Origin of the sequence: Bacteroides sp. AM16-24 (assembly GCF_003471885.1) — a bacterium.
Classification (GTDB): domain Bacteria; phylum Bacteroidota; class Bacteroidia; order Bacteroidales; family Bacteroidaceae; genus Bacteroides.
The window spans coordinates 192,526-217,221 of the sequence record NZ_QRKI01000006.1 but is presented as its reverse complement, the minus strand read 5'-3'; the positions used below and the strand labels follow the sequence as shown (position 1 = coordinate 217,221).

The window sequence follows — 24,696 nt, the reverse complement described above, 5'->3', positions numbered from 1 at the left end:
TTAACACTAATCTGGCACAAAATGTACAAATAGAAAGAAATATCGCAGGAAACTGTGACAGCCAATTTGCAAAACACCTAACTTTGCAGCGTTTTCAGTAAACAATTCAACTTTTGGTCAGTTATTAAGAAGGTTATTGCCCAAAGAGAGTTGAATTTAATAATAATAAATAGGTAATAGTAGTATGATTCGTCAATGCGCCATCCTTTTCGGATGCCTGGCTTTGGGTGAATTGGTTGTTTTTCTTACGGATATCAAGCTTCCGTCCAGCATCATAGGTATGCTGTTGCTCACCCTTTTCCTGAAATTGGGTTGGATTAAACTGCAATGGGTGCAGGGTTTGTCCGACTTTCTGGTTGCTAATTTGGGATTCTTCTTTGTTCCTCCCGGTGTAGCTCTCATGCTATATTTTGATATTATCGCTGCCCAATTCTGGCCGATAGTGATTGCTTCTTTAGTTAGTACCCTGTTGGTTTTAATCGTTACAGGGTGGGTTCATCAATTAGCACGCAAAATCAAATGAGTTACTTAGACAACGAATTCTTCTTGTTAGCCGTTACTTTCGGCGTGTTTTTCTTTTCAAAACTGTTGCAAAAGAAAACTGGTATTTTATTGCTTAACCCCATTTTGTTGACTATCGCCATCCTGATTATCTTTCTGAAAATGGCGCATATCAACTACGAAACCTACAACAAAGGCGGATACCTCATTGAGTTCTGGCTGAAACCGGCAGTAGTAGCTCTTGGCGTACCCCTATATCTACAATTGGAGGCCATAAAGAAACAATTGGTCCCGATCCTGCTTTCACAATTGGCGGGTTGTATCATCGGGGTAGTTTCCGTAGTGGTGATTGCCAAACTGATGGGAGCACCGCAGGAGATTATTTATTCATTGGCACCTAAATCTGTTACTACCCCTATTGCCATGGAAGTAGCAGATACATTAGGAGGTATTCCGGCACTGACGGCTGCCGTAGTGGTTTGCGTCGGTTTACTGGGTAGTATTGTCGGAATAAAAACCCTAAAACTAACGCGTATCAAGAGCCCTATTGCCCAAGGATTATCCTTGGGAGCTGCCGCCCATGCCGTGGGAACTTCCACCGCCATGGATATCAGCAGCAAATACGGAGCTTACGCCAGTCTTGGACTTACACTGAATGGAATTTTCACCGCTCTACTTACGCCGACTATTTTGCGATTATTAGGGTTGCTATAACAATTTCTCCTTATCTTTGTTATTCTTTATATTCAAACTAACGAAAACGACGATATGATATCATTTAAAGACATCGAACTTAAAGATAAAGAGCTCATTACATCTTATACACAGCATAGTCCTCGACGCAACTGTGACCTTTCATTCTCCAATCTCTGTAGTTGGCGTTTCCTTTACGACACCAAGTTTGCAGTACAGGACGGTTTCCTGATACTGAAATTCTGGGCAGGAGAAAAATTGGTATATATGATGCCAGTCGGGAACGGAGACTTAAAGAAAGTGCTGGAGGATATGATAGAAGATGCCAACCGTGAAGGTGAACGCTTCTGTATGCTCGGAGTATGCGCAGGCATGCGCGCTGACTTGGAAGCCATAATGCCTGATAAGTTTCATTTCGAAGCGGACAGAGATTATGCCGATTACCTGTATCTTCGGACCGATCTTGCCACATTGGCGGGTAAGAAATTCCAAGCCAAACGGAACCACCTCAATAAATTCCGCCGGACCTATACTAATTATGAATATGTTCCTCTCACTTCCAACCGTATACAGGAATGTCTCGATCTGGAAGCCGAATGGTGCAAAGTGAACAACTGCGACCAGCACGAAGGTACGGGTAACGAACGTCGCGCCCTTATCTATGCACTGCATAACTTCGATGCCCTTGGCCTGACAGGAGGTATTCTTCATGTAGATGGTAAAATTGTAGCTTTCACTTTCGGTATGCCCATCAACCAGGATACTTTCGGCGTACATGTAGAAAAAGCAGACACTACGATTGATGGTGCCTACACCATGATAAATTATGAATTCGCCAACCATATCCCCGAGCAATATACTTATATCAACCGGGAAGAAGATTTGGGCATCGAAGGTCTGCGCAAAGCCAAACTATCCTACCAGCCAGTGATTGTCCTGGAGAAATATATGGCTTGCCTGAAAGATACCCCTGTAGATCCGGTGAAATGGTAAGATTCTTTTAAGTAGTTAATAGCAAGTAATAAATAATCAATAAAGATAGTAAGCATCTGAATAGGAGATAGAAATAATGCGTGAAAAGGTAAAGAAGCTGTGGAAGCTTTGTTTTAACGACAATGACGAGTTTGTGAATATGTACTTTAACCTTCGCTACAACAGCGAAGTGAATGTTGCCATCGAAAGTGGTGATGAAGTCATTGCCACCTTACAGATGCTTCCCTATCCGATCACTTTTCATGGTAATAGTATACCGACTGCATATATTTCGGGAGCTTGCACTCACCCCGACTACCGTAGCCGGGGCGTTATGCGAGAATTGCTATCGCAAGCATTCGGGCGCATGTATCGTAATGATATCGCATTTACTACCCTTATTCCTGCCGAACCCTGGTTATTCGGTTACTATGCACGCGTAGGTTATGCAACGGCTTTCCGTTACGGTAAACGTATTTTTCATCTACCAACCGATGAAACAGATACTCCTGCTCGCACTTCATCTGCCGTGACAGGCTGGTGTTTCCAGACTTACACAAACTATGACGAAGATGTCTATCAGTATCTGAATAGCAAAATGCAGGAACGCCCTTGCTGCCTGCAACATACAAAGACAGACTTCTACGTCATACTGGCAGACCTCAATCTGAGCAGTGGATGTATTTTCACCCTTTCGGATGAATCTGGAATTGCCGCTCTTGCCATTGTCTATCCCGATGAAGAAGCTTCCAAGCTCTATATAAAGGAATTACTTGCAGATACTCCCGAAGCAGAACATTCGTTACTTACTCGCATTTGCCAGAACATGCATACCGAAACCCTCGATATCATCATGCCTCCCATAAAAGATCAATCCTCTTTTGATCTGGGTATGATACGCATCATTCAGGCCAAACCTGTACTGCAACTTTATGCAGCCGCACATCCCGAGGAAGAAATGAACATTGATCTCATTGACAACGAACTTTCAGCCAACAATGGTTATTATTACCTGAATAAAGGGAAATGTATGTATAGTCACAGACGGCTTCCGGGCGCACATGAGCAATTAACAATCGGGCAATTAACAGAAAAAGTATTTGCTTCGGAACAAGCATACATGAGTTTAATGCTAAACTGACATTACCCCAAATGGTAACTTTGTTAACCCCACACAGTAACTCCATTTACATGCTGAGGTAAAGGTCGTTACATGCCGAGGTAAAGAGCGTTACAATAAGCGGTAAAGGTCGTTACATACGGCGGTAAATGCTTTTACATCGCAAGGGAAATAGCTTGTAAATACTATCTATTGATAATCAAACAATTATCTAAAGCCATTGGTAGTACTAATTCATTTCCGAAAAGAAAGGAAGAAAATGATAAATCCCCATTTAACTCATAACCGCACGGTTATAAACTAATCCCGCCAACCGGTAAAAACAGTAATTTAGTTACTTTTATCTGTAATCTGTATACAACGTTTACGGAATATCCTCGGTAATTTTGCATTGTAAATGAAGCGAATGCAGAATCCCATAAATATTGATTTAATAAACAATAGAATCTATCATCATAAAAACAAAATATTATGAATCTGAAAAGAATAATCATTGCCATGGCGGTTGTTTTAACTGGTACAGGCAATATAAACGCACAAGAAATGAAAACAGAAGTTCCCAAAATCAGTGATTTCCCGGTAGGGGAAGAGAATACTGGCTACGCACAGTATTTCACAGGTAAATCCTGGCTGGCACCTTTGACTACCAGCAAAGAACTAAATGTACCGATGTCCAACGTTACGTTTGAGCCCGGTTGCCGCAACAACTGGCATAGTCACACAGGCGGGCAACTACTAATTGCCGTAGGTGGTATAGGCTATTATCAGGAACGCGGAAAGGCTGCACGCCGTCTGTTGCCCGGTGATGTAGTAGAAATCGCTTCCAACGTAGAACATTGGCACGGTGCCGCACCCGATAGTTGGTTCTCACACCTTGCCATAGCATGCAATCCGCAAACGAATCAGAATACCTGGCTTGAGGTAGTGAATGATGAAGAATATGCGAAAGCTGTAAAAGACAGAAGCAGTAAGAATGAAAAGGATGAGAATAGAATTGAATTATGTAAAGAGAACTACACCCAACTATTCGGTGGAGAAGCTTTAACCGGAGAAGGTACAGATCCGGAAATGATGGATATACTTCAGAAATATATCTTTGGAGAAGTGTTCCGGACGGGGGATCTGGATATGAAAACGCGTGAGATGATTACTTGCGTATCATTAGCCGCCATGCAGCAACTGCCACAGCTAAAGAGTCATGCCGGAGCTGCACTAAACGTAGGGGTAACTCCTATAGAACTGCGCGAGGCTATCTATCAATGCGCTCCCATTATCGGTTTCCCAAAAGTATTGAATGCATTAAGTGCAATAAACTCCACATTTACGGAAAGAGGCATCAAGTTACCTTTGGAAAAACAGGAGACTGTGACGGAAAAAAATCGTTTGGAAAAAGGCCTTGCTATTCAAAAGCCACTTTACGGAGAGTCCATGAAGGAATTTCTAAAAGATGTTCCGGGCGGCATGGGAGCCGACGTAGCACGTTTCCTGACTGAAGTTCACTTCGGAGATTTCCAAACCCGAAGCGGACTAAATACCCAAACGCGTGAATTGTTAACTTTCTGCGTGCTGACTGTAATTGGTGCAGAGCCCCAACTCCAATCACACCTCCAGGCCAATCTGAAAGTAGGTAACAGTAAGGAAATGCTGACTGCCGCTGTCATACAATGTATGCCTTATATCGGTTTTCCGGCAGCAATAAAGGTACTGGATATTATCAAAGAAGCATGATACTTTCTTCCATAAATTCTTTATTGACACAACCGTTTTAGCAAATCTTCATGATCCGGATAAAGTTTCGATAAACGATCGAACGTACCCAACTCAAAATCATCGAAGGTAAAACCGGGAGCAACGGCACAACTAACCAGTGCATATCCGAAATGCGAAGGCAATTCGGCAGCAAACCAACATCCGGGTTCGATGGCAACCTGCTGTTCGCCCGAAAAGTCTGCAGTCATCACGTGAGTAACCAATCTACCATCGGGATGGATCACATGTAACATCAGGGGATATCCCGCGTGGTAGTACCACACTTCGGGGGAAGTCAGTCTGTGGAAAGCTGATTTGTCTTCATTTTCCAACAGGTAATAAATGGAGGTCATGGCTGATTTATCGTTATCAATCAGTTTTTCGGAACGAAATATTTCTTTGTAGTATCCACCTTCAGGATGGCGACTCATATTCAGATGATTTATCCAGTCAATTGCTTTCATACCTATATTATTATTAATCAATCCCGCTCTTCCGTGACAAACATCATAGAAAAGCGGGATTTCTTTTATTTAGATTCTCTTAAAGTCCACTGAAGTCAACTCCTTCAAACACTAATGAAGGAACCAGCCAGCTACGATCTGTACGGGCATCATTACCGATAGCCGCCAACGAATTCCACAACGTCAGGAAGTTTCCGGTAACATTCATTTCATTGACAGGTTGCGTCAATTTACCGTTCTCTATGAGGAATCCTTCGATACCGTAAGAGAAGTCACCTGTGTTGCTATTGCTGTTACCACCATTCAAACCGGTAACAAGGATACCATTCGCTACATCAGCAATCAAACCATTAAGATCTTTATCACCCGGAGTAAGTACCAGACGTGACGGACCGCTAATAGTAGGAGCTACCCCCATCTTCTTAGCATTATAAGTATCAAAGAAGTAAGTCTTCAACACACCATTCTCAAAGATCGGACGTTTTTCCGTTGCCACACCTTCATTATCGAAATAACGTGAACCATTGGCACCTATCACGTGCGGATCATCCATTACAGTCAACTTATCCGAGAATACTTTCTGATCCAGTTTATCAATCAGGAAAGAGTTCTTTTGCTGCAAAGAGGAACCATAAAGAGCACTCAATACTGGACTCAACATACGTCCCGAATTTATCGGATCAACCACCATTGTGTATTTACCAGACTTAGCTTTCTTCTGTCCCAATTTACGCAATACACGTTCCAGTGCTACTGAACCGATATCTGTTTTAGGCAATTTATCATAGAACAAGGAGCTTCCATACCAATAATCAGACGGACGGGCTTCACCCTCACCTTTGATGGCTACACTGGCAGAAACTGAATACCAGGTTGATTTGGACTCACCCTCAAAGCCATTACTCATCAGACGGTAAGAAGCATTCTCACCATCACTGTATGAGGTCTCTACTGAGATGATACGATCATTCTTACCCATAACTTCTCCAGCGGCAGCACGGGCCAAAGCAACTTTATCATCCGGATTGATACCGAAGATTTTATCATCGAACATCTGCAGATCGGGTTTCCCACCTGTATAATAGCGGGCGGGATCTGCCAATACACGGAATTCATCCGGAGCCAGATAACGGGTGGACTCGATGCCATTCTTGATAAATGTTTCCAGTTCTTTCTTATCCAGACGGTTTGTAGAATAGTTACCGTAACGTCCATCTACATATACATTGATTCCCATACCACTTTCAGAAGCCTGTTGCAGACGATCCATCTTAGCATCACGCAATTCGAAAGAAGTGTTTGAATTGGCATACAATACAACTTTGGCTGCCTGGCAACCATTCTTCAGAGCGAAATCCATCGCCCATTGAGCCAGTTTTTTATTATTATCTGTTATCATCAGTTTTCTCCTCCTACAGTTAATTTACTTACTAAAGCCGAAGGCATACCACAAGTCACCGGACAAGACTGTCCGTCCTTACCGCATGTCCACGTACCGTTATCGATCTGGTCATTGCTTGCCACCATCGTGATATCTGCCAATGCTTTGGGTCCATTACCGATAATGTTGATATCTTTGATAGGCTGCGTCAGCTTACCGTCTTCAATCATATAACCGAATTTTACGAAGAACGTAAAGTCACCTGCACCAATCTGCACCTGTCCATTGGTGAATTGTTGTGCATAAATACCATTCTTTACAGTAGAGATGATATCTTCTTCCTTCATATCTCCGGCTTCCATATACGTAGCACGCATACGAGGAATAGGTACATTACGGAAAGTATCGCGGCGTCCGTTTCCGGTAGGAGCCACACCGTAGTGTTTAGAACTGATACGGTCGTGCAGGTAACTAGTCAATACACCATCCTTCACGATATAAGTCTTCTGTCCTTCTATACCTTCATCATCGAAGTTTACAGAACCACGATTGAAAGGAATCGTACCGTCATCTACCACACTGATATGTTCATTACATACTTTCTTGTTCAACTGATCGGCAAAGATAGAAACATTCTTACGGTTGAAATCAGCTTCAAACGCATGTCCGATAGCTTCGTGCAACAAAATACCCGAACCGCCGGATGCCATCACCACAGGGAGTTCACCACCTTTAGGCTTAATGGCTTTAAACATAATTGCTGTATTGTCTACAACTTCGCGAGCTATCACTTCGATGATATCATCTGTCATAAATTCAAAACCTTTACGATAGGAACGAGTGGCATAGTTATTTTCCATACGTCCGTTCTCTTCCATAATACAGAAAGCCATATAGGATACCATCGGACGATAATCATAGTAAGTCACACCTTCTGAATTACAGAACAGCACATGTGTTGTGTTGTCGCTCAAAGAAGCCTGCACCTTACGTACACGATTGTCCAACGCAAAGACTTTATCATTCAGTTTTTGCAGATAAGGCATTTTCTCTTTCAGGCTCACTTCTTCCCAAGGAGTAACTACAGAATAACGGTCTCTTTCAATCGTCTTCTCCTTAAATGCAACAGGTTTTCCTGCCTTACCGGAAGAAGCAATGCGGGCAGCCGTACGTGCGGCACGCAACATTTCTTCCAACGTCACACCTTCCACATAAGCATAACCGCTTTGGTCACCGGCTAATACACGGACACCCATACCGAAGTCAATATTTGAACTACAATTGTTCACTTTACCGTCCATCAGGGCTACAGCATTATTAAAAGAGTGTTCAAAATAAAGGTCCGCATAATCCCCACCTTTTTCAAGTGCAGCAGTCAGCACCTTCTTTAGGTCTGCCTCCGTTACACCGAAATGGTTCATAGCCGCAGCTACAGCAGATTTGTTATCCGTGCCTCCCAAAGCTCCCCGTACCGTATCAGGCAAGGCAAGCGACGGAGCAGCCAGCGAACCTAATACTGCCAGACTCCCCATCCGTAAGAAATTCCGTCTATCCATCTTTCTTTTTTTTAAGATTGCTAATAATATGTTCTTTATATAAGTTCTGTTTTTCAGTATATAAGACGCTATTTAGTATCATTTTGTCACACCCGAAACTAATTTTCTTTTGTCAACAGGCTTTCCAGTTCTTCCGCATTCAAACGTAAGTGGAATTGCCCTTTATAGGCTACAGAAATGGATCCGGTTTCTTCGGACACAATAATAGCAAGTGCATCAGATTCCTGGGAAATCCCCATCGCTGCACGATGGCGCAGTCCCAGTTCCTTCGGTATGTCCAGATTGTGCGATACCGGAAGAATACATCCTGCCGCCTTTATCCGCCCTTTACTGATCACCATTGCACCGTCATGTAAAGGGCTGTTCTTGAAAAAGATATTCTCTATCAGGCGCTGGTTAATATCAGCATTGATAATTTCACCCGTACGCACCACATCATCCAAAGGAAAGTTATGTTCAATCACAATCAAAGCCCCTACTTTCTGTTTGCCCATACTGATACATGCCATAACTACCGGCATGATTTCATCGTGCTGCATGCTCTCCTTCTTATTCCCAGTAAAGAAGCGTACCAAAGCACTGGCATGCTGGTGTGAACCAAGCGTCAGCAAAAAGCGCCGTATCTCATCCTGGAAGAGGATAATAAGTGCTACTACTCCTACACTCACCAACTTGTCAAAGATGGAACCCAGCAATTTCATCTCCAATACCTGTGACACCACCAACCAGATCAATATGAATATCAGGATACCCGTAAACACATTGATGGAACCGGAAGCTTTCATCAGCTTATACGTATAGTAAAGCAGAAATGCAACCAGAAGAACATCAATAATATCTTTTACTCCAATATCAAAAAACATAAGAATTATGATTTATGAATTATGAATTATGAATTATGAGCTAAGTGACTTTCCTTTATCACTTATCACTCTATCACCTTATCACTATTTTTTCGCATTGCCTCCACAATTTTCACCGTTTCTACGGCTTCGCGTACATCATGTACCCGAAGAATATCAGCTCCTTTCAACAGGCAAATAGTATCAAGTACCGTTGTTCCGTTCAATGCATCCTGCGGAGTGTTACCCAATAAGCGATAAATCATGGACTTACGGGAAACACCTACCAACAAAGGCAATTCAAAAACACGAAACTCTTCAAGATGTGCAAGGAGTTCATAGTTATGCTCCACTGTTTTGCCAAATCCAAACCCCGGGTCAAGAATGATATCCTTCATACCCAAGTCACGTAACTGCTGCACCTTCTGCGCAAAATACAAGAAGACCTCTTTCAAAAGATTATCATAGTGTGGATGTTGCTGCATATTCTGCGGGGTTCCCTGCATGTGCATCATGATATAAGGTACATTCAGCTCGACCACTGTACGAAACATATCCGCATCCATCTCTCCGGCAGCAATATCATTGATTATAGCCACTCCATATTCCTCCACACACATCCGTGCTACATCCGCCCTGAAAGTATCGACAGAAATAACTGCTCCGGGGTGTGTCTTGCGCAAGATTTCCAATCCCATGCGTAAACGTTCCATTTCTTCACGGGGAGAAACGTTTTCTGCATTCGGCCGGGAAGAATATGCACCGATATCTATAATTCCGGCACCTTCATCCAATATCTGTTGCGCCCGTGCAGCTATTTCAGCTTCAGTTTGCATACGTGAACCGGCATAGAAAGAATCAGGAGTAATATTCAATATTCCCATGACGCAGGGAACAGACAGGTCGAGCAAAGAACCGTTGACGTTGATATATTTAGAGGATAATGTTTCCATGGATAATCCTTTTTCGTTTATACTTTGCAAATGTAGCCAAAAAAGATTATCGTAAATACATTAAATACAAAAAAACAAATTAACTTTGCTCAGGATTAACAACCGATCGATAGAAGTAGTAAACTATGGAAGCATGCAGAACAACCGGACTGGTCTCTATTTTCCTACTATTTTTCTGGTTACTTATTCCCGGACATATCCACGGGCAACAGACAAGCGAACAAGAAAAGTATCATGTTGACAGTACATTATTTGTATATTATCAACATTGTAAGGCAGCAATAAAGTCCCCCTCTGTCATATTGATGCTTGATACGCTATTCCTTATGGCGAAAGACAAAGGAGACTTACGCATGCAAGCAGTCGCCATCTCCAGCAAAACAGATCATTTCTATTTTGGCCCATCCTTTGAAGGCCAAGAGGATAGCCTGATATTATATACCAACACCATCAAAGACTTTGCCCGGAAAACCAATCAACCTCAATATTATTATTTTGCTTGGGCCAACCGTCTCATAACTTACTATACTAAACAGAAGAAATTAAACCTAGCCCTCTATGAAGCCAACAAAATGCAACAAGAGTCAGAAAGTCGGGAAGAAATCGATGGCATGCAGAATTGCTATCAAGCACTGTTGCGCATCTATCAGAGTAAAGAACTCTACAAACAAGCCACTGTATATGCACAAAAATTGATAAACCTCACATTAAAATATAATCTGAATAAATATAATCTGACAAACAGATATCTTGAATTGAGTAACTGCTACCTCCGTACCAACGAACCGACAAAGGCCTGGGAAGCTCTTGAAGAAAGTAAATTGTATATTGGCAATGAACTAAACCAGGGAGCTTATCTATGCGGACTACTTCGTTATTATATTCACACCAAAGATATGGTCAAAGCCCGGGAAACACTAAAAGAAACCAAACAACTTTTCAGCAAGAATACAGAACTACGTATTAAACGTACAACAAATCTACTGGAAATTGAAACCAATTATTATATGGAAACCGGTGAATACGAAAAAGCTCTGGATGCATTTCAGCAAGCCTTTGAAAAGCTTAGCCAAAATGGATTTATCACCCCGACTTTATATCGTACACGTGGTTCAATCTATACTGCTAAAAAAGACTATCAGAAAGCAATTGAAAGTTATGAAAAAGCTTTTCAACTCAGCGATTCGCTGAGTAGTGCCCAAGAAGACATATCAGTTGGAGAGTTCGCAACCATTCTGGGTATGGAACATCTTAATTTAGAAAACAAGGAGTTAATACAAAAAAATCAGGAAATACAATTAGAGAAACGCCGGTATCTCATTATTTTATTATGCATCATAGTAGTGATCGTGGGGGTCATGTTCTTCCGCGAAACCCGACTGAATAAAGTTCTGCGGCGTGCCAAAGATGCAGAACAAAGTGCCAGCCGCATGAAAACGGAATTCATACAGAATATGAGCCATGAGATACGCACGCCGCTTAATTCCATAGTAGGTTTTTCGCAAATACTCAGCAGCAAGATTTCTGAAGAGGACGAAGAATCGAAAGAATACACCACTATCATCGAGCAAGGCAGTAATCATTTGCTTCAATTGGTAGACAACGTATTGGAATTATCCAGTCTTGATAGCGGCACACCCATCCTCACCGACATTAAAGTAGAGATAAACGCACTGTGCCGTCAATGGATGGAAAAGGCTAAAAACTCACTCAAATCTGGAGTAGAGCTGGTTTACCAACCGGGACAGGACGAGCTCCACCTGTACACTAATCCCGAGCGCCTTACCCAAGTGGTATCGCACTTGCTTCACAATTCAGCCCGATTCACCGAAAAAGGCAGCATCACACTCAGTTGGCATATCAATCCTAAACAACGGGCATTGGTGATTTCCGTAACAGACACCGGAATCGGTATCCCCCAAGACAAGCAGGACTTTGTATTCGAACGTTTTGCCAAAATAGATACATTCTCCACAGGAACCGGACTGGGATTAGCACTTGGACGCCTCATCATGGAAAAAATGAACGGTAGTCTGATGCTTGATGATAAATATACCGAAGGATGCCGCTTTGTATTGACTTTGCCCATAAAATGACATAAATAAAATGTCACAAAGTCTTTTAGTTTCAAAAAGATAAATTAACTTTGTGGCAAGCGTATTAAGAATCAATTAATGAACACAAGAAAGACATTCCGGCACATCCTTGCCGTTTTGCTCTGCCTCACCACATTATGCAACCTCCCCATGCGAGGGCAGCAAAGAGACACGCAGAAAGAATACAATGTAGATAGCACATTATATGTTTACTATCTGCATTGCAAAGCAGAAGTGAGTTCTCCTACCGTAATACAAATGTCCGATACTCTTTTCCGCATGGCAGGCGAAAAAGGCGACCAGCGCATGCAGGCAGTAGCCTTGTGCAACAAACTGGACTTCTATTATTATCAAAACAAGCAATTGGACAGCATCACCCATTATGTAAATATAGTAAAAGACTTTGCCAGAAAGACCAATCAGCCTAAATACTACTACTTCGCATGGAGTAAACGCCTCATCAACTATTACATCAAGCAACATCAAAACAACATAGCGCTATACGAAGCAAACAAAATGATGCAGGAAGCGGAGCAGGAAAAGTACATGGATGGAATTGCCAATGCCTACAACGTACTAAGCAGCATTTACCAACTCAAGAGACTGTACAGCCTAGCTATCAATAATAAAAAGAAAGAAATAGAAATTACACTGGAATACGACTTGGATAAATATAACTTATCCACCTCTTATTCGATATTGGGAAGTCTTTATGGCATGATAGGCAAAACTGATGAAGCTCTTGAATACCTCAACAAAAGCGCAACCTGCATTTATAGCAGTACACAAGAATTTTATTATTATGCCCGCCTCGCCCAATATTATCTGTCAATCAACGATAATGCCCAGGCATGGGAATACCTGAAAAAAGCCAAAGCCTTATCCAACTCTAAAAAAGAAGTGAAGAAGAATCTGCAAGAATATGACGGAGTCCTGAAACAATACTATGTAGCAACAAAGCAATATGAGAAAGCACTGGAAGTTCAGGACCGCATCATCAGCGCATACCACCCAAATGACAAAAGTTTTATTGAAGACCTTCTCAACCGGGCTTCAATATACTATGAAATGGGCGATTTATCTCAAGCAGCCCGATATTACAACAAATACTACATGCTGAACGACTCAGCCCAAATAAGCAACGAAAATATCACGGCAGGAGAGTTTGCTGCCATGCTGGGTGTAGAGCGGCTGAATCTGGAAAAGAGCGAACTGCAACAACAAATGCAGCAACGCGATTTGGCGAACAAGCAACGCATCATCATTTTCCTGATTGCATTACTAACTCTCGGTTTTATCATCTTTTACCGCGAACACCTCCTCAATGGGCGGCTACGCATATCACAGAAGCAACTCAGCGAAAAAAACGATGAATTGCTCTGCTCTCAGAAAGAACTGAAATACGCCAAAGAGCAGGCAGAAGACGGCAGCCGCATGAAGTCGGAATTCATTCAGAATATGAGCCACGAGATACGTACACCGCTCAATTCCATCGTAGGCTTCTCACAGATTCTCAGCAGTTATTTCAGCGATAGCGACGATACGAAAGAGTATGCCCATATCATTGAGCAGAACAGCACCAACCTTCTGCAACTCGTCAATGACGTGCTCGACCTTTCCTATTTGGACGGTGAACGGGATATACCTGCACAGACCATTGCAGATATCACAGGGGTCTGCCAAACCTGCATAGACCAGGTGCGCTTCAAGCTAAAACCGGATGTACAACTGATATTCACCCCCGAACGGGAGAACTTTACCATGCAAACAAATCCCGACCGTATTTCGCAGATATTAATGAATCTTCTGCAAAATGCGGCAAAATTCACACGGGAAGGCAGTATCACCCTCACCTACCATATCCGCGAAGAGGAGAAGATAATCCTGTTCAGTATAACCGATACGGGTATCGGCATCCCGGCAGATAAGCAAGAAACTGTGTTTGAACGTTTCACCAAACTGGATTCATTTGTTCCCGGCACAGGATTAGGTTTGTCCATCAGTCGCATGATTGCCGAAAAGATGGGAGGCACCCTCATTGTAGACTCAACCTACACAACAGGCTGCCGCTTTATCCTGACTTTACCGTTGAAGGAATAAAAAACATTTTCACTGCAAGCGTACCACCGTAACGGAGAATATCTATCTTTGCAACGTTTTAGACAACAGAATATAACAACGTTTCAAAAAGGAGATAGTTATGGATATCACCACCCTTTACAAGATATATCTGGAATGCACCAGCGTGACAACCGACAGCCGCAACTGTCCTGAAGGTTCTTTATTCATTGCCCTGAAAGGCGATAGTTTCAACGGAAATGCCTTTGCCGCCAAAGCATTGGAATCAGGAAGTGCATACGCAGTAGTAGACGAACCCGAATACGCCCCGGCAGGCGATTCACATTATATACTAGTAGACAATTGCCTGCATACGCTGCAACAACTTGCCAATTACCATCGCCGTCAACTGGGCACACGCCTCATCGGCATCACGGGCACCAATGGGAAAACCACCACCAAAGAATTAATGGCTGCCGTCCTATTGCAGAAATATAATATACTTTATACACTGGGGAATTTGAATAACCATATCGGCGTCCCCCTCACCTTGCTGCGCCTGAAACCGGAACATGAACTCGGCATCATAGAAATGGGCGCCAGCCATCCGGGAGACATCAAAGAATTAGTAGATATAGCCGAACCGAATTATGGTATCATCACCAATGTAGGCAAGGCGCATCTGGAAGGTTTCGGTTCTTTCGAAGGAGTCATCAAAACCAAAGGTGAATTGTATGATTACCTCCGCGAGCGGAAAAACTCTACAGTCTTCATTCATCACGACAACGCATATCTGAAAGAGATTGCCGTAGGATTAAACCTGATTTCTTACGGAAGCGAAGACGGGCTATACATCAGCGGGCACGTGACCGGCAATTCTCCTTATCTCACTTTTGAATGGAAAGCGGGCAAAGACGATGAACACCATGAAGTGAAGACACAACTAATTGGTGAATATAACTTCCCGAATGCGTTGGCTGCTATTACCATCGGTCGTTTCTTTGATGTGGAACCGGGAAAAATAGATATTGCTTTAGCTGAATATGCTCCACAGAATAATCGTTCGCAGTTGAAACAAACCGCAGATAATACGCTGATTATTGATGCATACAACGCCAACCCCACCAGCATGCAGGCTTCCATCAGCAACTTCCGTAATATGGAAGTTGAAAATAAAATGTTGATATTAGGAGATATGAGGGAATTGGGAAAGGATAGTCCGGAAGAACATCAGAAGATTGCAGACTTCCTGACGGAATGTGGTTTCAAGGATGTAATGCTGGTAGGAGACCAGTTCGCTGCCGCAAAGCATAACTTTCCGACCTATCCGGATGCCCCGGCGGTCATCGAAGTTTTACAGAAAAGTAAGCCTCATGGAAAAACAATCCTTATCAAAGGATCGAACGGAATTAAACTAAGTACGGTGATTGATTATTTATAGTCAATCACCATTATTATTTCTTCGCCATTCGCGGACGTAACACAAAGTATCCTATCAGCGAAGCAATCAGTGCTCCAGTTGTATTCGCGGCAAAGTCCAGCCAATCGCCTCCGCGATAAGTTGTGCAATATTCCTGCAATAACTCCACCATTCCACTGAATAATACGGGGCATACAAATGCCCCTACCCATGCATGCCACAAAGGAGAATCATTTCTACGGTGTGCCCGCAGAAATTCCAGCCACAACATACCTGACATACCTAAATACATACAGATATGTACAATTTTATCAACATTCGGTATTCGGTTTAATTCCGTTGTTGGCGGTTTAAAGAACGACAGATAAATCACTGTCAGTATAATTAGCAATGATACCGGATATTTTTTAATATAGTATAGCATATCTCAATTTATGAACGATTTGTGTGCAAAAGTACAGAACATTTTCTATATTTGCATGTTCTAGTAGAGAATAATAACGAAATGAAAGAAAAATCCACTTTTTATGACTAAAAATGACAGAGCCAATTTTGGGAGCAAATTAGGCGTCATACTTGCTTCGGCAGGTTCCGCAGTCGGTCTGGGTAACATCTGGCGGTTTCCCTACGAAACTGGCAATCATGGCGGTGCTGCGTTTATTCTCATTTACTTAGCATGCGTACTTATTTTAGGAATCCCTATCATGGTATCCGAATTCCTTATCGGGCGACACTCACGTGCCAATACAGCAGGAGCTTACCAAAAGCTGGCACCTGGAACACAATGGCGCTGGGTAGGCCGCATGGGTGTATTAGCAGGGTTCCTGATTTTGAGTTATTACTCTGTAGTAGCCGGTTGGACACTGGAATTCATAGGTGAAGCTGTTACCGATAACTTTGCCGGAAAAACGTCAGCCGATTACATCAATACCTTCAATTCATTTTCTTCTAATCCTTGGCGTCCGGTTATCTGGCTGGTACTCTTTCTTCTTGCCACTCATTTTATCATCGTAAAAGGGGTGGAAAAAGGCATCGAGAAGTCTGCCAAAATAATGATGCCAATGCTATTTATCCTGTTGATTATATTGGCAGGCTGTTCTATTGCATTGCCGGGTTCAGGTGCCGGTCTCGAGTTTCTCTTGAAACCGGAATGGGATAAGGTGAATACCAATGTGTTCTTAAGCGCTATGGGGCAGGCTTTCTTCTCACTAAGTTTGGGAATGGGGTGCCTTTGTACCTATGCATCTTATTTCAAAAAAGATACGAATCTGACAAAAACAGCTTTTAGTGTTAGTATCATTGATACATTTGTCGCTATATTGGCAGGACTTATCATCTTCCCCGCTGCATTTTCGGTAGGTATCCAGCCGGATGCAGGTCCGAGCCTTATCTTCATTACACTGCCCAATGTATTTCAACAAGCATTTAGCGGAGTACCTCTATTAGCTTATATATTCTCAGTCATGTTTTATGTTCTTTTGGCAGTTGCGGCGCTGACTTCCACCATCTCTATGCACGAAGTGGTAACAGCCTACCTGCACGAGGAATTCCATCTGAGCCGGAAACGTGCAGCAAGTTTTGTTACAGGCGGTTGCATCTTCTTAGGTATTTTATGTTCACTGTCACTCGGTGTAGGCAAGGGTTATACTATATTTGGCTTGAATTTATTCGACCTGTTCGACTTTGTCACAGCCAAGATCATGTTGCCATTGGGTGGTTTGTGCATTTCCATCTTCACCGGCTGGTACCTGAACAAGAAGATTGTCTGGAAAGAAATAAGCAATAACGGAACACTGAAAGTGACATTTTACAAATTGCTGATATTCATATTGAAGTTTATAGCTCCGATAGCAATTACACTCATTTTCATCAAAGAATTGGGTTTCTTGAAATTGTAGGAGATGCAGAATCTATTTAAAGATTACTTTTACTTTTCTCGGGGAGAAAAACGAGGTATCCTAATGCTCATAGCAGCTATTTGTATCGTTTTTCTCGCCGGGTATCTTATATCTGCCTGGCAACGAAGGGAGTATATCTCTCCGGATGATATGGTCATACAAGCCGATGCCGAACAAGAATATGAAGAATTCATAGCCTCGTTGAAAGAGAAAGAACAGCACCGTGAAAAGCAATACACGACTTATAAGAAACAAGAAGAGAACCCTCCTGTAATCCTGGCTTCTTTCAATCCAAACACTGCGGATTCCATCACATTCCGACGCTTAGGATTGCCAGCCTGGATGGCTAAGAATATCCTGCACTATCGGGCAAAAGGTGGAAAATTCCGTAAACCGGAAGATTTTAAAAAGGTATATGGGATGACAGAAGAACAATATTCTGCTCTTTTACCTTACATACATATTCCACCGGAAGATACAGTACATCACATCCCACAATTGTACATTGCCCAAAACGTACCGATGGAGAATATCAAGTATGAACCCGGAACCATTCTTGATCTGAATCGCGCCGACACCACTGAATTAAAAAAGATTCCAGGTATCGGAAGCGGCATTGCTCGTCTGATAGTTGGTTATCGACAACAATTAGGTGGATTCTACCAAATAGAACAACTAAAAGATATCAACCTGAATATTCAGCAATTGCGAGCCTGGTTCAGCATCGACCCGGCAAATGTTCACCGCATCAACCTGAACCGTATCAGTGTAGACAGATTGCGCTCCCATCCCTATATTAACTTCTACCAAGCTAAAGCCATCGTAGAATATCGCAAGAAAAAAGGCTCGCTAACGAGCCTTAAACCTTTCTCCCTCTATGAGGAATTTACAGAAACTGACCTGGAAAGAATCGGTCATTATGTTTGCTTTGAATAATTCAGGAGTAATGGGTACGGGAAAATAAGGTTAAACTATTTCCCCATCCACCATGTGCACCGTACGGTCCGTGATCTGTGCCAGTCCTTCATCGTGAGTGACAATAACAAATGTTTGTCCGAAACGATTGCGAAGGTCGAAGAAAAGCTGATGCAATTCTTCCTTATTATGTGTATCCAGGCTACCCGAAGGTTCGTCAGCCAGTATCACAGCCGGATGATTAATAAGAGCACGGGCTACGGCCACACGTTGTTTTTCTCCGCCGGAAAGTTCATTGGGTTTATGCCCGGCACGATCCGCCAATCCCATAAACTCCAACAGTTCCAATGCAGATGCAGTAGCTTCTTTCTGCCCCACACCGGCAATAAATGCAGGTATCATCACATTTTCCAATGCCGTGAATTCCGGTAAAAGCTGGTGAAACTGAAAAACAAACCCAATATGTTTGTTACGGAAAGCCGACAGTTCCTTCTCCTTCATCCGGCTGACCAAAGTACCGTCGATAGTTACTGTTCCGCTATCAGGAGCATCCAATGTTCCCATAATTTGAAGTAAAGTAGTCTTTCCCGCTCCACTCGGCCCAACAATACTAACAATCTCGCCCTTATCTATATTCAAATCGATCCCCCGCAAAACTTGCAGGCTACCGAAACTCTTGGTTATTCCTTGTAATTGTATCATATATGCTTCATTTTTGTCTAATGAATGATTACTTAAGTACTAATTCTTTGCCAATAAGGTGGCAAACTTTTGCCACACTGCTGGCAAAGTTGTGCCAATACGGTGGCAACATCTTGCCAATAAGGTGGCAAAAGATTGCGCTTGCTGATCATAATCTCTTCAACACATACTCCGCCAGATAGCATCCAAATACCACCGGCATATAGCTGATTGTTCCGCATGTTGATTTCTTATTCATTTCATCTTCTGTCAGCAGTACAGCTTTCGAATCCGCTTGTTCCGTACTGAACACTACCGGTAATTTACGCTTGATTCCCATTTTCTGAAGTCGTTTTCTGACTGCCTTACTCAACCCGCAATGATAAGTATCCCATATGTCGGCAAAGCGGACCTGGGTGATATCACTCTTTGCTCCGGCTCCCATACTGGAAACAATCTTAATATGTCGCTTTAAAGTTTCTGCAATCAAATGACATTTCGGAGCCAGCGTATCAATGGCATCCACTACAAAATCATAGGATGCTGCATCCAGCAGTTCGGGAATATTCTCATCTTTCAGGAATACCGGCAACACCGTCAATTCTATTTCCGGATTAATATCCCGGAAACGTTTCTCCAAGATTTCCGCCTTGCTCATTTCCAATGTAGAATGCAAGGCCGGAAGCTGACGATTGATATTCGTAGGCTGCACTGTATCCGCATCCACAATCGTCATGCGTCCTACTCCGGCACGACAAATCATCTCCGCTGCATACGCTCCTACTCCACCAAGACCCACTACAAGCACGTGTGCCTGCTGCAAACGTCCCATCTTCTCCTCACCCAATAAGAGCCGTGTCCTCTGTCTCCAATCTTCCATCCTCACTAATCACTTATCACTTTGTTGCTAATCACTAATTACTCTTCTTGAACCATTTATAGAACCATTTGCCTACCTTTTCATAATGCTGATCTTCATTATTACCACGTGGATTAGAGAAAGACAACATATCTTGCGGTTCACCCAACTGATCCGGATAGAGCACTATCAAACTATTGTTGGCAAAATACTTTCCTAACTGGGCAGGAAGTCTTTCGAATGCAGGATCATAAGAAATAGAACCACGGCGGGCGCTGATAATCACCAGTAAATGATCATAATTCACTTGTCCGGTCAACAACAGTAAATCCCCCCAATCATCCAAACGGGAGAAATCAGTCATTGTCGAGCTAAACCTCTTCTTTACCAGTATTTGTAAGAGCGTAGTAGTTTCTTCATTAGCGAAGAAGTGTACCCGGCATCCCAATGTACTTCCCATACGGCAGAAATGTTCTACCCACTTCTGGAAACCCGCTTCATATTCTGCTTTCGGCGGAACAGCAATATTAATTCTCCGTATAGTATTAATCGGCATCAGGAACTTTGCAATCATCACTTCCCGGTGCAAACCTTTCAACAGGTTCTCCGCCAACATACCAAAGAAGGAATCCACAATATTAACTTTACGGTGCAAACCAATAATCACATCCGTCACCCCATGCTCTTTTGCCGTATGAATGATACCTGAAGCAATATTCAAGTCATAACGGCTGATTTGTTTCAGCGGTACATCCACCGATGCCGTTATCATGGCCGCCTTCTCCAGATAACGTTTTCCGCGAAGTTCCAGAGCTTCCGATGCATTATTATCATTAATCACGTTCAATGCCACCAGATTATCTTTCTGTTTAGGATCACGTATCAACAAGGACAGACTCACCAAATCTTCAATCGTATCGGGATTGGCAACCGGTATTAAAATCTTTTCCAGCTCTACCGGACGTTTTTCATCCTCCAGATGGGCCTCATCGATAGCGATCTTACGGGCAGCACGTTCAGTAATAAATGAACTGACCACACAGGTCACGAGGATTAGCAATACAGTACCATTCAGAACATCGTCGTTCAGCAGTCTTTCACCATTAGGCAGAATTATATTATATCCGACCAGTACAGCAGCCAATGTAGCCGCCGCCTGGGCATTGCTCAAGCCGTACATCAGTTCCCGCTCAATAGCTGCCATTTTATATATCTTCTGCGTCAGCCAACAAGCAATCCATTTACCAGTCAAAGCAACAGCGATCATTACTCCAGCCACTTTCAATGCATCACCATGACCAAAAATCACATGTATATCAATCAGCATTCCCACACCAATCAGAAAGTAAGGAATGAAAAGTGCATTACCCACAAATTCCAGATGATTCATCAATGGAGAAACATGCGGAATAAGCCGGTTCAATACCAAGCCGGCAAGGAAAGCTCCGAGAATGCCTTCCATCCCTACAAATTCCATTAAGCCTGCCCCCAAGAATACCATGGCAAGCACGAAAATGAATTGCATCACATTATCATCGTATCTGCGGAAGAACCAACGCCCAATGCGAGGGAAGAAGTACATAATCAATCCACCCAGAAAAACCACTTTGACAACCAGCCATACCCAGAACAGTCCACCGGATTCCCCCTTAAACATACCACCTACCACAGCCAAAACCAACAGCGTAAGGGTATCAGTCACCGCCGTACCTCCCACTGCAATACTTACACTACGATGTCGGGAAACACCATATCGAATCACGATAGGATATGCCACCAGCGTGTGCGAAGCATACATACTTGCCAACAGAACAGAAGTGATCAAACTATATTTCAGGAAGGTCATGTTCACCACGAGACCGATCATAATTGGAATGATAAAAGCCAGTAACCCTAACATTACGGCCTTTCCCCTATTTTGCTTGAAGTCTGACATATTCATTTCCAGACCAGCCAGAAACATGATATAGTATAAACCCACCTTGCCAAACAACTCGAAACTACTATCCCGTGCTAAAATATTAAACCCATGCTCGCCAATTACCAATCCTGCCAATATCATACCGATAATATGTGGGATACGAAGCCTATTCAACAAAATAGGAGCAAACAATATAATAAGAAGTACAAGGAGAAATATCCATGTAGGGTCGGTAATGGGAAGTTTTAGACTGAAGTCAAATAAGTCCATGGGCTTCAAGTTTTAGGTTTACGTTGCAAAATAACAAAAAACTTTTCATTTTATACGTTGTCATACAGCAAATTGTTATAAATTTGCAGCCAATTCTATCGTTTTTAAGCATAGAAGAACATTTTTATAAACTTAATTAAAAAACAAAAGAAAATGAAAGTAGCTATTGTTGGAGCAAGCGGAGCCGTGGGACAGGAGTTCCTGCGTGTGCTCGATGAAAGGAATTTCCCGTTGGATGAGTTAGTGTTGTTCGGTTCTAAACGCAGTGCCGGAACAAAATACACATTCCGCGGTAAACAGATCGAGGTAAAACTCTTGCAACACAACGATGACTTTAAAGGGGTTGATATCGCTTTCACTTCCGCAGGCGCTGGTACCTCTAAAGAGTATGCCGAGACCATCACCAAACATGGTGCTGTGATGATCGATAACTCCAGTGCTTTCCGTATGGATAATGACATACCTTTGGTAGTTCCCGAGGTAAATGCTGCCGATGCAAAAGATCGTCCACGCGGCATCATCGCCAACCCTAACTGTACCACTATACAAATGGTAGTGGCACTGAAAGCCATCGAACAGCTTTCTCACATAAAGACTGTACACGTTTCTACGTATCAGGCTGCCAGCGGTGCAGGTGCTGCCGCTATGGATGAATTGTACACACAATACCGCCAGGTGTTAGCAGGTGAATCTGTTACTGTTGAAAAGTTTGCATACCAGTTGGCATTCAACCTCATTCCTCAGATTGACGTATTCACCGATAACGGATACACTAAAGAAGAAATGAAAATGTTCCACGAGACCCGTAAGATCATGCACTCCGACATTAAAGTAAGTGCAACTTGCGTACGCGTTCCTGCTCTTCGCTCTCACTCTGAAAGCATTTGGGTAGAAACAGAACGTCCTATTTCAGTGGAAGAAGCTCGTGAAGCTTTTGCAAAAGGCGACGGCTTGGTATTGCAGGATAATCCTGCCGAAAAGGAATATCCAATGCCTCTGTTCCTTGCAGGCAAAGATCCCGTTTATGTAGGTCGTATCCGTAAGGATCTGGCTAATGAAAATGGTCTGACTTTCTGGATTGTGGGTGACCAGATCAAGAAAGGTGCTGCACTGAACGCAGTACAAATTGCAGAATATTTGGTAAAAGAGAATGCTCTCTAAACATTACCAATAAAAATAGAACCATTGGAGAAATGGTTGCAAACCCCAAAAGAGGTTATCCCGGAAACGAGATAACCTCTTTTTCATATTATCCTAAAAAAGAAATCACCTTTCATGAAACAATAGGCATTCCTTTATAGCTTTTTCGACAAGCTTCTTCGCAGCAGGCCTGCACCCTGGGAAGAAAGATGTATCAAAAACTCCTTTCTTTGAAGCCTTACGCCAATTCCCGGTGATACGGCCTTGATGAAGAATAACAGGTTGGAATATACCAAAATTATTATAGGCATACTGAGCGTGCGATTCCTTTATACAGTCAAAGCGGTTTTTATAACTCACCAGATATTCATCAAACGGCGGAAGAAACTGGAGAATACTTTTTTCATCAACTTCCACCTCCCCGGTTAGTCCGGGTGAAGAGATATGTATCATCATTTCCCTGTCATTATATCGTTCTGTAATAATTTCCTGCCCAAGTGACGCTATAGCGCTACGTGCTTCACGTATGTTCAATGCAGACCACCAAACGAAATCTTCCAGTGTTGCCGGACCGTGGCTTCTGAAATACCTTCGGGCGAGTTCAGCAAGAGCCTCCTCACGAGAGAGTTCTATAGCATCCGGAATCCTTTCACTGGTCAATGCATAGGTATGTTTCCCATTCTTCTCAATGCCACTACATATTGTTCCGTCCGCCTCACCAAAACTTAGATGCATTTTAACGATGGGTTCACTGAGAGTTATACCTTTCAACTGAAGCTGTTCAAGAGCTTCCTGGCACGTCAGATGTTGTCCGGTCAGAATTTCTTCTATTTGGGGCTTGTACAGCAAACAATCCTCTTTTGTTAGGCCATGATGCTTTGCATAAAAGCTGAACTTTGACAACATACTCTTAGCAGACAATTCAGTCATCCATTTTATATCCTTTCCCGGAATATAATGCCACGTAGGACGCATCACATGAGTACGCAAAATCCGCCCTGAATCCAATGCTTCCTGAACAGCCGTCAACGAAGGTTTCGCTATACGCAACCCGACTGCCCACTTAGCCGCCCTGATCTCTTGCGCCTGCATAGCACCCATCCATTCAACAACCTCCTCCGGCCTTTCAAACCGTGGTCCTGCAATTCCCTGTGATAACATTCTTAATTTAAGCATACTTCTAATGACAAAATTATTATTTTACTAA

At 42.8% G+C, this 24,696-nt stretch carries 21 protein-coding genes; 11 read left to right on the top strand and 10 right to left on the bottom strand.

What is annotated here, in order from left to right; genetic code table 11:
- Positions 1-184: 184 nt before the first annotated feature.
- The 5 genes from DW182_RS09605 to DW182_RS09585 all read left to right on the top strand — a co-directional run bounded on the left by DW182_RS09605 (position 185) and on the right by DW182_RS09585 (position 5,014).
- Positions 185-523, top strand: a complete 339-nt coding sequence (locus DW182_RS09605; protein WP_007660560.1) for a CidA/LrgA family protein — start codon at positions 185-187, stop codon at positions 521-523.
- Positions 520-1,215 carry an LrgB family protein gene (locus DW182_RS09600; RefSeq protein WP_007660562.1) on the top strand — a complete coding sequence of 232 codons (696 nt, stop codon included), beginning with the start codon at positions 520-522 and terminating at the stop codon, positions 1,213-1,215. The genes DW182_RS09605 and DW182_RS09600 overlap by 4 nt, the downstream gene beginning before the upstream one ends.
- A 54-nt stretch (positions 1,216-1,269) precedes the next feature.
- Complete coding sequence (locus DW182_RS09595; RefSeq protein WP_007660564.1) at positions 1,270-2,187, top strand: DUF2156 domain-containing protein; 918 nt, start codon at positions 1,270-1,272, stop codon at positions 2,185-2,187.
- Between the two features lie 76 nt (positions 2,188-2,263).
- A complete protein-coding gene (gene eis / locus DW182_RS09590) occupies positions 2,264-3,307 on the top strand; it encodes an enhanced intracellular survival protein Eis (protein WP_118295353.1) in 1,044 nt (347 codons plus the stop codon).
- A gap of 450 nt (positions 3,308-3,757) precedes the next feature.
- Positions 3,758-5,014, top strand: a complete 1,257-nt coding sequence (locus DW182_RS09585; RefSeq protein WP_118295352.1) for a carboxymuconolactone decarboxylase family protein — start codon at positions 3,758-3,760, stop codon at positions 5,012-5,014.
- Between the two features lie 20 nt (positions 5,015-5,034).
- Here DW182_RS09585 and DW182_RS09580 read toward each other — a convergent pair whose 3' ends face one another.
- The 5 genes from DW182_RS09580 to folP all read right to left on the bottom strand — a co-directional run bounded on the left by DW182_RS09580 (position 5,035) and on the right by folP (position 10,231).
- Entirely contained in the window at positions 5,035-5,499 is a 465-nt protein-coding gene (locus DW182_RS09580) for a cupin domain-containing protein (RefSeq protein ID WP_115503052.1), read from the bottom strand.
- A gap of 79 nt (positions 5,500-5,578) precedes the next feature.
- Positions 5,579-6,898, bottom strand: a complete 1,320-nt coding sequence (locus tag DW182_RS09575; protein ID WP_044533235.1) for a TldD/PmbA family protein — start codon at positions 6,896-6,898, stop codon at positions 5,579-5,581.
- On the bottom strand, positions 6,898-8,436 hold the full coding sequence (locus DW182_RS09570) for a TldD/PmbA family protein (protein WP_022394250.1): 1,539 nt from the start codon (positions 8,434-8,436) through the stop codon (positions 6,898-6,900). Before DW182_RS09570 ends, DW182_RS09575 begins: the two co-directional genes overlap by 1 nt.
- Before the next feature lie 98 nt (positions 8,437-8,534).
- On the bottom strand, positions 8,535-9,299 hold the full coding sequence (cdaA, locus tag DW182_RS09565) for a diadenylate cyclase CdaA (protein WP_007660570.1): 765 nt from the start codon (positions 9,297-9,299) through the stop codon (positions 8,535-8,537).
- 65 nt (positions 9,300-9,364) lie between these two features.
- Positions 9,365-10,231, bottom strand: coding sequence for a dihydropteroate synthase (folP, locus tag DW182_RS09560; RefSeq protein WP_115503051.1), 867 nt, complete (start codon positions 10,229-10,231; stop codon positions 9,365-9,367).
- A 125-nt stretch (positions 10,232-10,356) separates the two neighbouring features.
- Between folP and DW182_RS09555 the strand changes: the two genes are divergently transcribed.
- From DW182_RS09555 to murF, 3 genes are all read left to right on the top strand, one after another.
- Entirely contained in the window at positions 10,357-12,327 is a 1,971-nt protein-coding gene (locus DW182_RS09555) for a HAMP domain-containing sensor histidine kinase (protein WP_115503050.1), read from the top strand.
- Between the two features lie 78 nt (positions 12,328-12,405).
- Complete coding sequence (locus DW182_RS09550) at positions 12,406-14,427, top strand: HAMP domain-containing sensor histidine kinase (protein WP_118295351.1); 2,022 nt, start codon at positions 12,406-12,408, stop codon at positions 14,425-14,427.
- Between the two features lie 100 nt (positions 14,428-14,527).
- Positions 14,528-15,826, top strand: a complete 1,299-nt coding sequence (murF, locus tag DW182_RS09545; RefSeq protein ID WP_115503048.1) for a UDP-N-acetylmuramoyl-tripeptide--D-alanyl-D-alanine ligase — start codon at positions 14,528-14,530, stop codon at positions 15,824-15,826.
- A 13-nt stretch (positions 15,827-15,839) separates the two neighbouring features.
- Here the strand turns inward: murF and DW182_RS09540 are convergent, their stop codons facing one another.
- The gene (locus tag DW182_RS09540; RefSeq protein ID WP_118295350.1) at positions 15,840-16,229 is read right to left on the bottom strand and encodes a VanZ family protein; all 390 of its coding nucleotides are present in this window, start codon (positions 16,227-16,229) and stop codon (positions 15,840-15,842) included.
- A gap of 103 nt (positions 16,230-16,332) precedes the next feature.
- Here DW182_RS09540 and DW182_RS09535 point away from each other — a divergent pair, with 103 nt between their 5' ends.
- Both DW182_RS09535 and DW182_RS09530 read left to right on the top strand, forming a co-directional pair.
- Complete coding sequence (locus DW182_RS09535; protein ID WP_118295349.1) at positions 16,333-17,703, top strand: sodium-dependent transporter; 1,371 nt, start codon at positions 16,333-16,335, stop codon at positions 17,701-17,703.
- Between the two features lie 3 nt (positions 17,704-17,706).
- On the top strand, positions 17,707-18,639 hold the full coding sequence (locus tag DW182_RS09530; protein ID WP_118295348.1) for a helix-hairpin-helix domain-containing protein: 933 nt from the start codon (positions 17,707-17,709) through the stop codon (positions 18,637-18,639).
- 30 nt (positions 18,640-18,669) lie between these two features.
- Here DW182_RS09530 and DW182_RS09525 read toward each other — a convergent pair whose 3' ends face one another.
- From DW182_RS09525 to DW182_RS09515, 3 genes are all read right to left on the bottom strand, one after another.
- Positions 18,670-19,320: an ABC transporter ATP-binding protein gene (locus DW182_RS09525; protein ID WP_118295347.1), complete on the bottom strand. Its 651-nt coding sequence runs from the start codon at positions 19,318-19,320 to the stop codon at positions 18,670-18,672.
- Positions 19,321-19,468: 148 nt separating this feature from the next.
- Complete coding sequence (locus DW182_RS09520; RefSeq protein WP_118295346.1) at positions 19,469-20,179, bottom strand: ThiF family adenylyltransferase; 711 nt, start codon at positions 20,177-20,179, stop codon at positions 19,469-19,471.
- Between the two features lie 34 nt (positions 20,180-20,213).
- On the bottom strand, positions 20,214-22,349 hold the full coding sequence (locus DW182_RS09515) for a cation:proton antiporter (protein WP_117691933.1): 2,136 nt from the start codon (positions 22,347-22,349) through the stop codon (positions 20,214-20,216).
- 153 nt (positions 22,350-22,502) lie between these two features.
- Here DW182_RS09515 and DW182_RS09510 point away from each other — a divergent pair, with 153 nt between their 5' ends.
- Positions 22,503-23,510, top strand: a complete 1,008-nt coding sequence (locus DW182_RS09510) for an aspartate-semialdehyde dehydrogenase (RefSeq protein WP_007217016.1) — start codon at positions 22,503-22,505, stop codon at positions 23,508-23,510.
- A 105-nt stretch (positions 23,511-23,615) separates the two neighbouring features.
- Here the strand turns inward: DW182_RS09510 and DW182_RS09505 are convergent, their stop codons facing one another.
- Entirely contained in the window at positions 23,616-24,665 is a 1,050-nt protein-coding gene (locus DW182_RS09505; protein ID WP_118295345.1) for a winged helix DNA-binding domain-containing protein, read from the bottom strand.
- Positions 24,666-24,696: the final 31 nt, after the last annotated feature.